We start from the raw sequence: 13,212 nt of genomic DNA on the forward strand, positions 1-13,212 counted from the left end.
GGGCGTCCATTTGGTGGGCCAGGCAGGTCGTCCAGACCGTCGCGGAGGTGAGGAACCGCGGGATCGCCCCTGAGGGACCGGCAGCGGCCGAAGGGCTGTCCGAGCTGGTCGGCGACGCCGCTCGGGCCGCGGGGCTGTTCCGGCCCTGCACGTGCGTGCGGAAGGGGAACGCCGGGTCGTCCCAGCCTCCGGTCGGGGCCGCGGCTTTGGTGGAGAGCCGGTGGTTGGCGCGGAAGTTGTACAGCAGGCGGTCGACGTCGACGAAGCGGAGGTAGGCCAGGGTGCGGTTCTGATTGTCGAGCCATCGGCTGCTGGTGAGCCGGACCTGACCCAGGTCGAACGGGAACGTCGACACTCCGAGGTCGGGCCTGACCGGGGATGTCTCCGCCGCGGCGGAGGCGAAGCCGAGGACGGGGCCGGCAGCCGCGGCCATGGCCGCGACGCCGGTCGCCTTGATCATGGCGCGGCGGCTGAAGGGTGAACCGGCATGGCGAACTCCTTAGTCCGTCAGAGCAGAAGTCGGGGATTTGGGGTCGATGGGCAGCGCTGGAGGCGCCGCACGGCGATGCGGCCGCCTTCGATCCGTCGCGTCACCTTCGCTGCGTCGCCCGGTCGTCATGTCCTGCTGGGGGACAGGACCGGTGGTGACGGGCGTCGGGGCCGGTCGGCCGGTGCCCGGCCGCGGGGACCGGACTGGGCTTCGACTGGTTCACAAGCCCTGTGCCAGTCTGTAGTACGCCTGGTTCCAGCGGAGATCGCGCCGGAACTGCTTCGGGGTGGTGGCCTCGTCGATGAGGACGAGTTCCAGGCGGAGCATTTCCGCGAGGTCGTCGAGGTGGTCCGAGGTGAGGGCGGTGCTGAGGACGGTGTGGTGCGGTCCTCCGGCCGTCAGCCAGGATTCGGTGGAAGTCCGCAGGTCGGGGTGGGGCCGCCAGACCGCGCGGGCAACGGGCAGGGCGGGCAGCGGGTGAGGGGGCGCCACCACGTCGATGTCGTTGGCGATCAGGCGGAAGCGGTCGCCGAGGTCGGCGAGCCCGACCACCACGGCCGGGCCGGGGGCCGCGTCGAACACCAGGCGCACCGGGTCTTCCCGCCCGCCGATGCCGAGGGGATGGATCTCGCAGCTGGGCCTGGCGGCCGCGATGGTGGGGCAGACTTCCAGCATGTGCGCGCCGAGGATGAGCTCGTTGCCGGGTGTCAGGTCGTAGGTGTAGTCCTCCATGAAGGAGGTGCCGCCCGGGAGGCCGGCGGCGGCCACCTTGAGGGCGCGCAGCAGGACGGCGGTCTTCCAGTCGCCCTCTCCTCCGAAGCCGTACCCCTGGGCCATGAGCCGCTGGACGGCGAGGCCGGGCAGCTGGCGCAGTCCGCCCAGGTCCTCGAAGTTGGTGGTGAAGGCCCCGAAGCCGTCCGTTTCGAGGAAGGTGCGCAGGCCGGCCTCGATACGGGCCGCGTAGCGCAGCGAGCCGTGCCGCTCGCCTCCCGGGCGCAGTTCCGGCGGCAGGTCGTACAGGTCCTCGTACTCCTTGACGAGGGAAGCCGCCTCGGTCTCGTCCGCGTTGTCGACGACCTCCACCAGGTCGTTGACGCCGTAGGTGTTGACGGAGACGCCGAAGCGCAGCTGGGCCTCGACCTTGTCGCCCTCGGTGACGGCGACGTCGCGCATGTTGTCGCCGAAGCGGGCGACCTTGAGGGTGGCCAGTTCGGCTCGTGCGGCGGCCGCCCGCGCCCAGATCGCGACGCGTGCGGTCGTCACCGGATCGGTGACGTGGCCGGCCACGGTCTTGCGGGGTACGCCGAGACGGGCCTGGATGTGCCCGAACTCGCGGTCGCCGTGGGCGGCTTGGTTGAGGTTCATGAAGTCCATGTCGATGGTGTCCCAGGGCAGGGCCACGTTCGACTGGGTGTGGAGGTGCAGCAACGGCTTGCGCAGCGCGTCCAGTCCGGCGATCCACATCTTGGCCGGCGAGAAGGTGTGCATCCAGGCGATGAGCCCGATGCACCGGTCGTCGGCGTTCGCGTCGAGGCACACCCGGCGGATGGCGTCGGCGTCCGTCAGTACCGGCTTCCACGCCACACGCGCGGGAATACCGGAGGCGTCGGCCAGCGAGGTGGCGATCTGCCGCGACTGTTCGGCGACCTGCTTCAGCGTCTCCTCCCCGTACAGGCCTTGGCTGCCGGTGAGGAACCAGATTTCCTGGGCGGGGGATGTTCGGCTGGGCACATGGACTCCTGAAGGTGACGTCCCGCAACGGAGGTGAGGGCGGCGGGCGTGGGTGGGGAAGCGGGAACGGCCAGCGGGCGGGGTCAGCCCGAGGTGTGAGCCGTGTCGCGGATGTTCCTCAGGCGGTGCAGCAGGCCGCCGACGGCGAAGTGGTCGTGCAGGAGCCGGTACTCGGCGAAGAGGGCGTCGTAGGCCTCGGCCCGGGAGGCGTCGGGCGTGTAGACGGCAGGACGGCGGCGGCCCATGGCGGCGGTGGCCGTGCGCACGTCGGGGTGCGCGCCGGCGGCTACGGCGGCGTGGATGGCCGACCCGAGGGCGGGGCCCTGGTCGGACGCGGCCAGGGAGACGGGGCGGCGCAGCACATCGGAGTAGATCTGCATCAGCAGCTCGTTCTTGGCCAGTCCTCCGGCGACGATGAACTCGTGGACCGGTACGCCGCCCGCCTCCAGGGCCTCCACGATGACGCGCGTGCCGAACGCGGTGGCTTCGAGCAGCGCGCGGTAGACGTCCTCGGGGCGGGTCGCGAGGGTGAGCCCCACGATGACTCCGGAGAGGTGGTGGTCGACGAGGACCGAACGGTTGCCGTTCAGCCAGTCGAGGGCGACCAGTCCGTGGCCGCCGACCGGCTGGCCGGCGGCCTTCCGGGTCAGCAGGCTGTGCAGGTCCTCGCCGCGCTCGGCGGCCTCGGCGAGGTAGTCCGACGGGACGCCTTGGTCCAGCACCCAGGCGAAGATGTCGCCGACCGCGCTCTGGCCGGCCTCGTAACCGTAGGTTCCCTCGACGATCCCGCCGTTGACGACACCGCAGATGCCGGGGACACCGGCGAGGACGGGAGCGTTCACGACGTGGCAGGTGGAGGTGCCCATGATGGCGAGCAGTTGACCGTCTTCGACGGCCTGGGCCGCCGCTGCGGTGACATGGGCGTCGACGTTGCCCGCGGCCACGGCGATGCCGGGGCGCAGTCCTGTCCACGCTGCTGCCTCGGAACTGAGCGAGCCCACTCGTGAGCCCAGCGCGGAGAGGGGGAACGCGAGGCGGGTGCGTGCGAAGTCGGCGAACCGGGGGTTCAGCGCGGCCAGGTACTCCTCGCTCGGGTAGGCGCCGTCCTGGTGGATGCCCTTGTATCCGGCGGTGCAGGCGTTGCGGGACTCGGTTCCGGTGAGCTGCCACACGATCCAGTCGGCGGCCTCGATCCACCGCGCGCAGGTTTCGTAGACGAGCGGATCCTCCTCCAGGACCTGGAGGGCCTTCGCGAACTGCCACTCCGCGGAGATCCGGCCGCCGTAGCGGGCGATCCATTTCTCCCCGCGGGCGTGGGCGAGTTCGTTGATGCGGTCGGCGTGCGGCTGGGCCGCGTGGTGCTTCCACAGCTTGGGCCACGCGTGCGGCCGTGCGGCGAGCTCGGTCTCGGAGAGGGGAGTCCCGTCGGCCAGCGTGGGCAGGACGGTGCAGGCGGTGAAGTCGGTGGCGATACCGATCACCGCGGCGGGATCGACCCCGGCCGCCGCCACGGCCTCCGGGACGGCGTGACGCAGTACGTCCCGCCAGTCCTGGGGGTGTTGCAGGGCCCAGTCCGGAGGCAGTTGCGCACCGCCGTGCGGCAGGTGCCGGTCGATGACGCCGTGCCGGTAGGCATGGACCGCCGCGGCCAGCTCCTGACCGTCGCGAACCCGCACCACCACGGCGCGGCCCGACAGCGTGCCGAAGTCGACGCCGACCGTGTACTGCTCCGATTCCTCGGAATGCGGGGTGGGCGCGAGGGGATGGGGTGACGTCAACAGAGTGCCTTTCGAAGGCGCCGTGGGGCAGCAGGCGGCCCGGCAGGTGGAGTTGCCGCCCGCAATCCTGGCGGTCGGCCGGGCGGTCCACCGTAGTGTGAGCGCTAACAATGTCGATAGGCAAGAGCTCTGCGTGGGTTGTACGCGAACTCCTCTGGCGCAACCTCCGTTTCTGCCGGGTGCCCGAGCGGATCTGCCGCCGACATATCGGGGATGGATGCTCATCCGGGCGATGCGGCGGGGGTCGAGGCGTCGCGAAAAGATGGGGCCCGCCTCGTTGCCGCGCCCGACGCAGTAACGGACAGGTAACGCGCGCAAGGGGGTTGAGAACGCGCCTTGTTAGCGCTCACAAGGCGACGGCGCCCCCGGGTTCCTATGGGGTCGAGTCCGGCTCCCGCCGTGCGGAGCCTCTTCCGTACACCCCGAAAGGACACCCGTCATGGCTCGCAGAGCAGCTCTCGTCCTCACCGCCACCCTTCTCGCCTCCTCGGCGTTGACCGCCTGCTCGACCGAGGGCCCCGCCTCCGGCCCGGCCTCCGGGGCCAAGGAGGGCTCCGGCGGCGCGATCACCATGGGCTTCGCCCAGGTCGGCGCCGAGAGCGGTTGGCGTACCGCCAACACCAAGTCGGTCCAGGAGGCGGCGAAGAAGGCCGGGATCGAACTCAAGTTCTCCGACGCGCAGCAGAAGCAGGAGAACCAGATCAAGGCGATCCGCACCTTCATCCAGCAGAAGGTCGACGTGATCGCCTTCTCGCCGGTCGTGGAGTCCGGTTGGGACACGGTGCTGAAGGAGGCCAAGGACGCGGGCATCCCGGTCATCCTCACCGACCGCGCCGTGGACACCAAGGACACCTCCCTCTACAAGACCTTCCTGGGCTCGGACTTCGTCAAGGAGGGCAAGTCCGCGGGCGAGTGGCTGACCAGCGCATACGCGAACGAACAGGGCCCGGTCAACATCGTCGAGCTCCAGGGCACCACGGGCTCCGCGCCCGCCAACGACCGCAAGGCCGGCTTCGCCGACGTCATCCGTACCGACGGCAAATTCAAGATCGTTGCCTCGCAGTCGGGCGACTTCACCCGCGCCAAGGGCAAGGAGGTCATGCAGGCGTTCCTGAAGTCCCAGAAGGACATCGACGTCCTCTACGCCCACAACGACGACATGGCCCTCGGCGCCATCCAGGCCATCGAGGAGTCCGGCAAGAAGCCCGGTACGGACATCAAGGTGATCTCGGTGGACGGAATCAAGGACGCCTTCGTCGCGATGACCGAGGGCAAGATCAACGTCGTGGTGGAGTGCAACCCGCTGCTCGGCGACCAGCTGATGGAGCTGGCCAAGAAGGTCGCGGCGGGAGAGAGCGTGCCGACCCGGGTCGAGACCCAGGAGGGCGTCTTCCCGCAGGACAAGGCCGCGGCCGCCCTGCCGTCCCGGAACTACTGACGCGCAGGTTCCGGTGCCGCAGAAGGCCCGGCCCGTCTCTTTCGGATCTCGCGGGCCCGCGACGCCTGGCACCGGAGCTCGCTCCACCACCCCACCCATGAGAGGAGGGCGGATGGCATCCCCGTCCACCCCGCGGCCCACGGACGCCGGCGGCCCGCGGCCGGTCCTGGAAGCCCAGGACATCCACAAGCAGTTCCCGGGCGTGCTCGCCCTCGACGGAGTCGCCCTGCGGCTCTTCCCCGGTGAGGTGCACGCCCTGATGGGCGAGAACGGCGCCGGGAAGTCCACCTTGATCAAGGTGCTCACCGGTGTCCACCCCGCCGACGGCGGCACCATCCTCGTCGACGGCCGGCCCCACACGTTCGCGGACCCCCTCCAGGCGCAGCAGGCCGGAATCAGCACCGTCTACCAGGAGGTCAACCTCTGCCCGAACATCTCGGTCGCCGAGAACATCCTCATCGGGCGCGAACCGCGCCGGTTCGGTCTCGTCCACTGGTCCGCGATGCGGCAGCGGGCGGCTGAGCTGCTGACGGAACTGGACCTCGACCTGGACGTCACCAGTCTGCTCGGTTCGCACTCCCTGGCGGTGCAGCAGCTGGTCGCCATCGTCCGGGCGGTGGACGTCTCGGCGAAGGTGCTCGTGCTGGACGAACCCACCTCCAGCCTGGACCGAGAGGAGGTCGCCCAACTCTTCACCCTGGTACGGCGCCTGCGGGACCGCGGGGTGGCCATCCTGTTCGTCACGCACTTCCTCGACCAGGTATTCGACCTCTGCGACCGCGTCACCATCCTGCGCAACGGCCGCCTGGAAGGCGAGTACGCCATCGGCGAACTCACCTCGGTGACACTCGTCCAGCGCATGATCGGCGGAGAACTCGCCACCCTCCACCAGCTGTCCGACCGTGCCCGCGAGGAAGCGGCCGAACGGGAGGCCGGCGAGCCGTTCCTGCGGGCCCGCCAACTGACCCGTACCGGCTCGATCGAACCGTACGACCTCGACATCCACGCCGGCGAGGTCATCGGACTGGCCGGCCTCCTGGGCTCGGGCCGCACCGAGGTCGCCCGCCTCCTGTTCGGCGCGGACAGCGCGGACGCCGGAGAGGTCAGCATCGAGGGCAGGAAGGTCCTCCTGCGCACCCCCCGCCAGGCCATCGCCCGAGGCATCGCCTTCTGCTCCGAGAACCGCAAGTCCGAGGGACTGGTGGGCGAGCTCACGGTCCGCGAGAACATCATCCTCGCGTTGCAGGCCGGCCGCGGCTGGACCAGGCCGCTGTCCCGTGCGAAACAGGACGAACTGGCACGACACTGGATCGAAGCCCTGGACATCCGCCCCGCCGACCCCGAAGCACAGGTACGCCACCTCAGCGGAGGCAACCAGCAGAAAGTCCTCCTCGCGCGGTGGCTGCTGACGGCACCCCGGCTCCTGATCCTCGACGAACCCACCCGGGGCATCGACATCGGTGCGAAGGCGGAGATCCAGAAACTCGTGGCCCGCCTGGCGAGCGAAGACACGGCCGTTCTGTTCATCTCGGCGGAACTCGAAGAGGTCCTGCGCCTGAGCCACCGCATCGCCGTACTCCGCGACCACCGCATGGTGGCCACCCTCACGAACGACGACACCGTCACGCCCGAACGCATCCTCACGACCATCGCCACCGGAGCGGACTCATGACCACCCAGCCTGACCAGTCCAAGGCGGTCGGCGGAATCGGGAGACGACTGGCCGGGCACCGCCTGATGTGGCCAACGCTCATTCTGTTCGCTCTGCTCCTCGGCAACCTTGCGTTCCACCACGACTTCTTCTCCGTCCGCGTACGCGACGGCCACCTCTACGGCAGCCTCATCGACATCCTCCAGTTCGGCGCGCCCCTCACCCTGGTGGCGCTCGGCATGACCCTCGTCATCGCCACCCGCGGCATCGACCTCTCGGTGGGTTCCACCGTCGCCATCGCCGGTGCCGTCGCCTGTGGGCACATCTCCACCGCCGCACATCCCGGCGGCGTCGCCACCATGCTCACGGCCGTCGCCCTCGCGCTCGGCGTCGCCCTCGTACTGGGCCTCGCCAACGGGTTCCTCGTGTCCGGGCTGGGGGTGCAGCCCATCGTGGCCACCTTGATCCTCATGGTCGCGGGCCGCGGCGTCGCCCAGCTGATCACCGACGGCCAGATCACCACGGTGACCAGCGCCCCCTACAAGATGATCGGAGGCGGCTACTGGCTGACCCTCCCGTTCGCCGTCCTCCTGGCGACCGCCCTGGTCGCGCTCACCGCTTTCGTCACCCGTCGCAGCGCACTCGGCATGCTGATCGAGTCCGTAGGCGGCAACCCCGCCGCCAGCCGCCTGGTCGGCATCCGCGCCGGCGGTCTGCTCGCCCTGGTCTACGTCTTCAGCGCGTTGTGCGCCGCCATCGCCGGGCTGATGATCAGTTCCAACGTCTCCAGCGCCGACGGCAACAACGCCGGCCTGTGGATCGAACTCGACGCGATCCTCGCCGTCGTCGTCGGCGGCACCGCCCTGACCGGAGGACGCTTCTCCCTCGGCGGCACCGTCCTGGGCGCCCTGATCATCCAGACGCTGTCCACCACCGTCTACACCCTCGGCGTCCCACCCGAGACCACCCTCGTCTTCAAGGCCTTCGTCGTCATCGTCGTCTGCCTCGTGCAGTCCCCGGTCTTCCGGGCCAAGGTCCTGCGCCGCCGCAGGACAACCACTCCCCGATCCCACACCACGGCGGGTGCCGCCCCGCAGCAGCAGGAGGTACGCGCATGAGTACCGGCATCGCGAACGCCGCCACGCAACTCACCCGCCCCTTCGCGACCGTGTCCCCACGCACCCGCACCCGTATCCCCCTGATCGTCACGGCCGTCCTGCTGGTCGTCATGTTCAGCGTCGGATCGGTGCGCTACGAGGGCTTCCTCTCCGCGCAAGTCGTGCTGAACCTGCTGATCGACAACGGATTCCTCCTGGTCGTCGCGGTCGGGGCAACCTTCGTCATCCTCACCGGCGGCATCGATCTGTCCGTCGGCTCCATGGTGGCCCTGTCGACCATGCTCACCGCCTGGCTGGTCGAGTCACACGGCTGGCCCCTGGCCACCGTCATTCCACTGGTCCTGCTGGTCGGCGCCGCGAGCGGGACGCTCATGGGCTGGATCATCCACACCTTCGAGATCCAGCCGTTCATCGTCACCCTGGCCGGCATGTTCCTCGCCCGCGGGCTCTGCTACACGATCAGCACCGAATCCATCACGATCAGCGACCCCGCCACGGCGGGCATCGCGCAGACCCGGCTGTACGGCCCGGGAGGGCTGTTCGTCTCGATCCCGGTGGTCATCGCCCTGGCCGTGCTGGTGACCGCCTTCGTCGTACTGCACCACACGCGCTTCGGCCGCAACGTGTACGCGCTGGGCGGCAATGAGTCCTCCGCACGCCTGATGGGTCTTCCGGTGGGCTCCACCAAGATCGCCGTATACGCCGTCAGCGGCCTGTGCTCCGCACTCGGCGGCCTGCTGCTGACCTTCTACATGCTCTCCGGCTACGCCCTCCACGCCATGGGCATGGAACTCGACGCGATCGCCGCCACCGTGATCGGCGGCACGCTGCTGACAGGAGGTTCCGGCTTCGTCCTGGGCACCGCCCTCGGCGTGCTCGTCCTCGGCATGATCCAGACGGTCGTCAACTTCCAGGGCACGCTCAGTTCTTGGTGGACCCGGATCGTCATCGGTGCCCTGCTGCTCGTGTTCATCGTGCTGCAACGTCTGATGAGTGGACGCCGCCCTGCCGCCGACTGACCCCCGGCTCCGCTGCCCATCAGCCCAGCAGCCATCAGTCCGTGCCGCCGCGTTCGAGTGCCGCGATCACAGCTTGGGAACACTGCCATGGAACACGTATATGAATCCGCAGACCAGGCCGCTGAGCCCAGGCGGACTGCCACCGGTCCGCGAACGGGCCGTCCCCTCCGCACGGCCGATGAAGGAACGGGGGAGAGGTGGCGGTTCGGCTTCCCCGGCCGGGCCCGCGCGGAGGTCCTCTCGCGCGGCGCCCGCCTCCATTCCCTGATCCTGCCGGACCGCTGGGGCCACACTGCCGATGTGGTGCTCGCCGCCCGCGACCCCGCCGCCTTCGAGGGCTCCGCGCGCTACTTCGGTGCGACGGTGGGCCGTTACGCCAACCGCATCGCGCGCGGCCGGCTCGTCGTGGACGGCGTCACCCACCGGCTGGCCACCCAGGAGAACGGGCACACGCTGCACGGCGGTCCCGACGGGTTCGACCAGCGCGTGTGGCGGTGCGAACCCTTCCACTCCACGCACCGCACCGGTGTCGGCCTGTTCCTGCACAGCCCCGACGGCGACCAGGGATTCCCCGGTGCCCTGGACGTCCGCGTCACCTACGCGCTGGACCGGGACGACAACCTGACCCTGTCGTACCAGGCGGTCGCCGACGCGCCGACGATTGTCAACCTCACCAACCACACCTACTGGAACCTCAAGGGAGAGGGGCGCGGCAACGTCCTGTCCCACCACCTCCAGGTAGAGGCGCCCTTCTACACCCCCGTCGACGCCGCCCTGATCCCCGACGGCCCTCACCGCCCGGTCAGCGGCACGCCGTTCGACCTTCGCCGGCACCGGCGGCTCTGCGACGTCCTGACCCATACGGATGCGCAACTGGCTCTCGGCGGAGGTGGCTTCGACCACAACTGGGTCCTCGACGGCGCCCGGCGAGCTCGTCCTCGGAAGGCCGCCGTGTTGTACGCCCCCGCATCCGGCCGCCGCATGGACGTGCGCACCACGGAACCGGGCATCCAGGTCTACACCGCCCAAGGCCTGACCGGTGACATCACGGGCAAGGGAGGCAGGCCGTACCGTGCCTACGCGGGGGTCGCGCTGGAAACCCAGCACTTCCCCGACTCCCCGAACCGCCCCGACTACCCGACGGTCCTCCTGCGCCCGGGTGAGCTGTACCGGTCCACCACGATCCACAGTTTCACCACGGCCACCGCCTGAGAGGGGCGGCGCCGGCCGTATCCGCTGTCCGGTGCCGCAGGGGCACCGGACGGCGGCTTTCGCGCCCGCGGCACCTTCCTCGTACGACGTGCCATCGGTGCCGGGGGCCCGGCTTGCCACGGGGAAAGGGAAACCCCCGGGCGGGGTCATGCGCTGGGGGGAGCGCTCCTGCGGGCCGTACTGGCGCGCACGATGAGCTCGGGCGCCACCACCAGGTGCGTCGACTCGTCGGTACGGCCTTCGATGTGGTCCAGGAGCAGCCCGATGCTGTCCCGGCCGATCGAGGCGAAGTCCTGACGGATCGTCGTCAGCGGGGGCGCGAAGAACTCCGCCTCGGGGATGTCGTCGAAGCCGGCGACCGCCACGTCCTCCGGCGTGCGCAGGCCCGCTTCCCGCAAGGCCCGTAGGACACCGAGGGCCATCTGGTCGTTGGCGACGAACACCGCGGTGAGGCCCGCTCCCCGCCCTCGTGACGCCAGGACCCGACCCGCGAGCTGCTGGCCGGCCTGGTATCCCGACAGCGGACTCCAGTCGCCGCGCAGCAGGGGCGGCACATCGGCGCCGGCATCTCGTAGCGCGTCCTCCCACCCCTGTGTGCGGGCCTCGCTCTCGAGCCAGTCGGGAGGGCCTGCGACGTGCCACACGGTGGTGTGGCCCGACGCGAGAAGATGCTCCGTGATCATGCGAGCGCCGAGGTTCTGGTCCAGCGACACCCCCGGCAGGTCCAGGGTGTGTCCGCCTTCCACGGTGACCACCGGGCACGGTGCTTCCAATGCGGCCAGGGCCCGCACCGCGGCGCGTTGGGGAGTGACGGCGACGATCCCCTCCACGCCCCACCCGGCGAGGTGCTGCATGGCTTCGGCGAGGGCTGTCTGCGTGGCGGTCCGAAGCGTGACGGCGGACGTCAGGTAGCCGCGGTCCCGAGCCGCCTCTTGCACTCCCGCCACGGTGCTGGCGGGCCCGTGCAGAGTGGTGTTCACCGCGATGACGCCCAGCGTGTGGGTCCGGCGAGTGGCCAGAGCCCGGGCTGCCGAGTTGCGGCGGTACCCCAGCTGCTCGATGACCTGGGTCACTGCGGCCCGGGTCTTGGCGCTGACGTTCGGGTGATCGCTGAGCACCCGTGAAACGGTCTGATGGGACACGCCGGCGACGCGCGCGACGTCCGTCATCGTGGGCGCTCGCGAGACGTCTGGGAGCTGGGTCAACTCTCTTCCTTTCCTCATCGAGCGGCCTTCCCTGGTATCGATGTTGGCGCTCACATTATGCAGCGGTGACAACATGTTGTGGGCAGGAAAATTCACGCAACTCTTGAGATTCTTGACTGTTAGCGCTCACAATTTGAAGGGGCGGCTGCGGTCGCGCAGCCGCGATGCCTAGCGCGGCCCCCGAACAGTCCAGCCCACTCATGCGCGACTGCGGGGCCTGCCGGGCGCCGGTCCCAAGAAGCCGCCGCGCATGTCGGAGAGACGGTGAGAGCGTAGTGAGCGAGACCATCCTCAAGGACCTCCGTCGCGAGGTCCTCGCGGCCAACCTGCGCATTCCGGAGGCCGGTCTGGCCACCCTCACCTGGGGAAACGTCAGCGGAGTGGACCGAGACGCCGGCGTCTTCGTCATCAAGCCGTCCGGGGTCTCCTACGCCGACCTCACGGAGGAGGACCTGGTGGTGGTGGCACTGGAGGACGGGCGGGTCGTCGACGGGCACCTCAGGCCGTCCACCGACACGGAAACCCATCGGTGCCTCTACCGGGCCTTCCCCTCCATCGGCGGCGTCACCCACACGCACTCGGCGCACGCCGTCGCCTTCGCCCAGGCGCGCCGCCCGATCCCCGTCCTCGGCACGACACACGCCGACACCTTCAACGGGCCCGTCCCCGTGACGGCGGACCTCACCGCCGAGCAGTGCGCGCAGGACTACGAGTACAACACCGGACAGGTGATCGTGGCCCGGCTCGACGGCGACCCCCGTCGGGCCGACGAGGTCCCCGGAGCGCTCGTCTCACGACACGGCCCCTTCACCTGGGGATCCACCGCGAAGGCCGCGCTGGAGAACGCCATCGTCTGCGAGGCCGTGGCGGAGATGGCGCTGCACACGCTGGCGCTGGGGTCCCGACTCGGGGACGCCTCCGAACCACCGAGGCATCTGCTGGAGCGGCACTTCACCCGCAAGCACGGACCGGACGCCTATTACGGCAACACCCTGCACTCCCCGGGCGCCTGAGGCCGGGCACCGCCTCGGCGCCGCGCGCACATTGCGGACCTTGGTCCAGGTCGCGACGCCGCTCTCGTTGGGGGAGCCGTCGACCGGACCGGGCATGTGGCCTCCGTCGAACGCGGCCCATTGGACCGGGTACCCGGGCGCGGCAGCCCGAGTAGGTGGTGGTGACGTGCGTCCGGCTGCCCGCGCGGGCTCGCGCGGGCTCTGGGAAGTGCAGCCGTTGCTGCTGACGAATCCGTCGCGCGGGGACCGGCCTTGCGCGCCGTTGAGGACGGAGTCGCCGATGCCGTGGATTCCGAAGCAGGCGATGGGCTGGGTGCCGCCGCTGCACCCGCTGATCTGGCCGCCGGAGACGACCGCGACAGCCACTGCTGGTCGGCTCCGTCGTTGCGCGTCCACCCACTGGCTGACCAGCGCGCCGTCGGCGGTGGACACGCCATAGACGTCCAGCGCCTTGCCGCGGTTGCGATTGACCAGGACGTACCAGGCGTCGCGGTCCACCCTCGCCGCCTCGGCACGCGCATCGTCCGCACAGCCACGGGAGCTCGTGCAGGACGAGG

Annotated in this window: 9 protein-coding genes and 2 pseudogenes; 6 read left to right on the forward strand and 5 right to left on the reverse strand. The window is 70.0% G+C overall.

All coding sequences use genetic code 11. The annotated features are described in order from the left end of the window. Positions 1-142 precede the first annotated feature (142 nt). The 3 genes and pseudogenes from ACZ3X1_RS18415 to araB form a co-directional block, all read right to left on the reverse strand. Positions 143-460: pseudogene (locus ACZ3X1_RS18415) on the reverse strand (beta-L-arabinofuranosidase domain-containing protein); the annotation flags it as partial. A 249-nt stretch (positions 461-709) separates the two neighbouring features. After that, positions 710-2,221: an L-arabinose isomerase gene (gene araA / locus ACZ3X1_RS18420; protein ID WP_467280282.1), complete on the reverse strand. Its 1,512-nt coding sequence runs from the start codon at positions 2,219-2,221 to the stop codon at positions 710-712. Positions 2,222-2,304: 83 nt separating this feature from the next. After that, a complete protein-coding gene (araB, locus tag ACZ3X1_RS18425; protein WP_467280283.1) occupies positions 2,305-3,999 on the reverse strand; it encodes a ribulokinase in 1,695 nt (564 codons plus the stop codon). 439 nt (positions 4,000-4,438) lie between these two features. On the opposite strand from araB, the gene ACZ3X1_RS18430 reads away from it, so the two are divergent. The 5 genes from ACZ3X1_RS18430 (at position 4,439) to ACZ3X1_RS18450 (ending at position 10,437) form a co-directional block, all read left to right on the forward strand. After that, positions 4,439-5,437 carry an ABC transporter substrate-binding protein gene (locus ACZ3X1_RS18430; protein WP_467280284.1) on the forward strand — a complete coding sequence of 333 codons (999 nt, stop codon included), beginning with the start codon at positions 4,439-4,441 and terminating at the stop codon, positions 5,435-5,437. Positions 5,438-5,549: 112 nt separating this feature from the next. Next, on the forward strand, positions 5,550-7,109 hold the full coding sequence (locus ACZ3X1_RS18435; RefSeq protein ID WP_467280285.1) for a sugar ABC transporter ATP-binding protein: 1,560 nt from the start codon (positions 5,550-5,552) through the stop codon (positions 7,107-7,109). Next, complete coding sequence (locus ACZ3X1_RS18440; RefSeq protein WP_356811803.1) at positions 7,106-8,206, forward strand: ABC transporter permease; 1,101 nt, start codon at positions 7,106-7,108, stop codon at positions 8,204-8,206. The genes ACZ3X1_RS18435 and ACZ3X1_RS18440 overlap by 4 nt, the downstream gene beginning before the upstream one ends. After that, positions 8,203-9,225, forward strand: a complete 1,023-nt coding sequence (gene yjfF / locus ACZ3X1_RS18445; RefSeq protein WP_467280287.1) for a galactofuranose ABC transporter, permease protein YjfF — start codon at positions 8,203-8,205, stop codon at positions 9,223-9,225. The genes ACZ3X1_RS18440 and yjfF overlap by 4 nt, the downstream gene beginning before the upstream one ends. A gap of 87 nt (positions 9,226-9,312) precedes the next feature. Continuing rightward, positions 9,313-10,437: an aldose epimerase family protein gene (locus ACZ3X1_RS18450; protein WP_467280289.1), complete on the forward strand. Its 1,125-nt coding sequence runs from the start codon at positions 9,313-9,315 to the stop codon at positions 10,435-10,437. A 146-nt stretch (positions 10,438-10,583) separates the two neighbouring features. Here the strand turns inward: ACZ3X1_RS18450 and ACZ3X1_RS18455 are convergent, their stop codons facing one another. Next, complete coding sequence (locus tag ACZ3X1_RS18455) at positions 10,584-11,660, reverse strand: LacI family DNA-binding transcriptional regulator (RefSeq protein ID WP_467280290.1); 1,077 nt, start codon at positions 11,658-11,660, stop codon at positions 10,584-10,586. A gap of 257 nt (positions 11,661-11,917) precedes the next feature. Here ACZ3X1_RS18455 and araD point away from each other — a divergent pair, with 257 nt between their 5' ends. Next, positions 11,918-12,655: an L-ribulose-5-phosphate 4-epimerase AraD gene (gene araD / locus ACZ3X1_RS18460; protein ID WP_362622607.1), complete on the forward strand. Its 738-nt coding sequence runs from the start codon at positions 11,918-11,920 to the stop codon at positions 12,653-12,655. Positions 12,656-12,694: 39 nt separating this feature from the next. Here araD and ACZ3X1_RS18465 read toward each other — a convergent pair. Further along, positions 12,695-13,018: pseudogene (locus tag ACZ3X1_RS18465) on the reverse strand (alpha/beta hydrolase family protein); the annotation flags it as partial. Between the last annotated feature and the right edge of the window lie 194 nt (positions 13,019-13,212).

The sequence above is a fragment of the Streptomyces sp. NPDC023541 genome (genome assembly GCF_055559995.1).

Excerpts from the sequence above, each read along its gene's own strand:
- ACZ3X1_RS18430 (WP_467280284.1), top strand. The coding sequence starts at position 4,439 with ATGGCTCGCAGAGCAGCTCTCGTCCTCACCGCCACCCTTCTCGCCTCC.
- ACZ3X1_RS18435 (WP_467280285.1), top strand. The coding sequence starts at position 5,550 with ATGGCATCCCCGTCCACCCCGCGGCCCACGGACGCCGGCGGCCCGCGG.
- ACZ3X1_RS18440 (WP_356811803.1), top strand. The coding sequence starts at position 7,106 with ATGACCACCCAGCCTGACCAGTCCAAGGCGGTCGGCGGAATCGGGAGA.
- yjfF (WP_467280287.1), top strand. The coding sequence starts at position 8,203 with ATGAGTACCGGCATCGCGAACGCCGCCACGCAACTCACCCGCCCCTTC.
- ACZ3X1_RS18450 (WP_467280289.1), top strand. The coding sequence starts at position 9,313 with ATGGAACACGTATATGAATCCGCAGACCAGGCCGCTGAGCCCAGGCGG.
- ACZ3X1_RS18455 (WP_467280290.1), bottom strand. The coding sequence starts at position 11,660 with ATGAGGAAAGGAAGAGAGTTGACCCAGCTCCCAGACGTCTCGCGAGCG.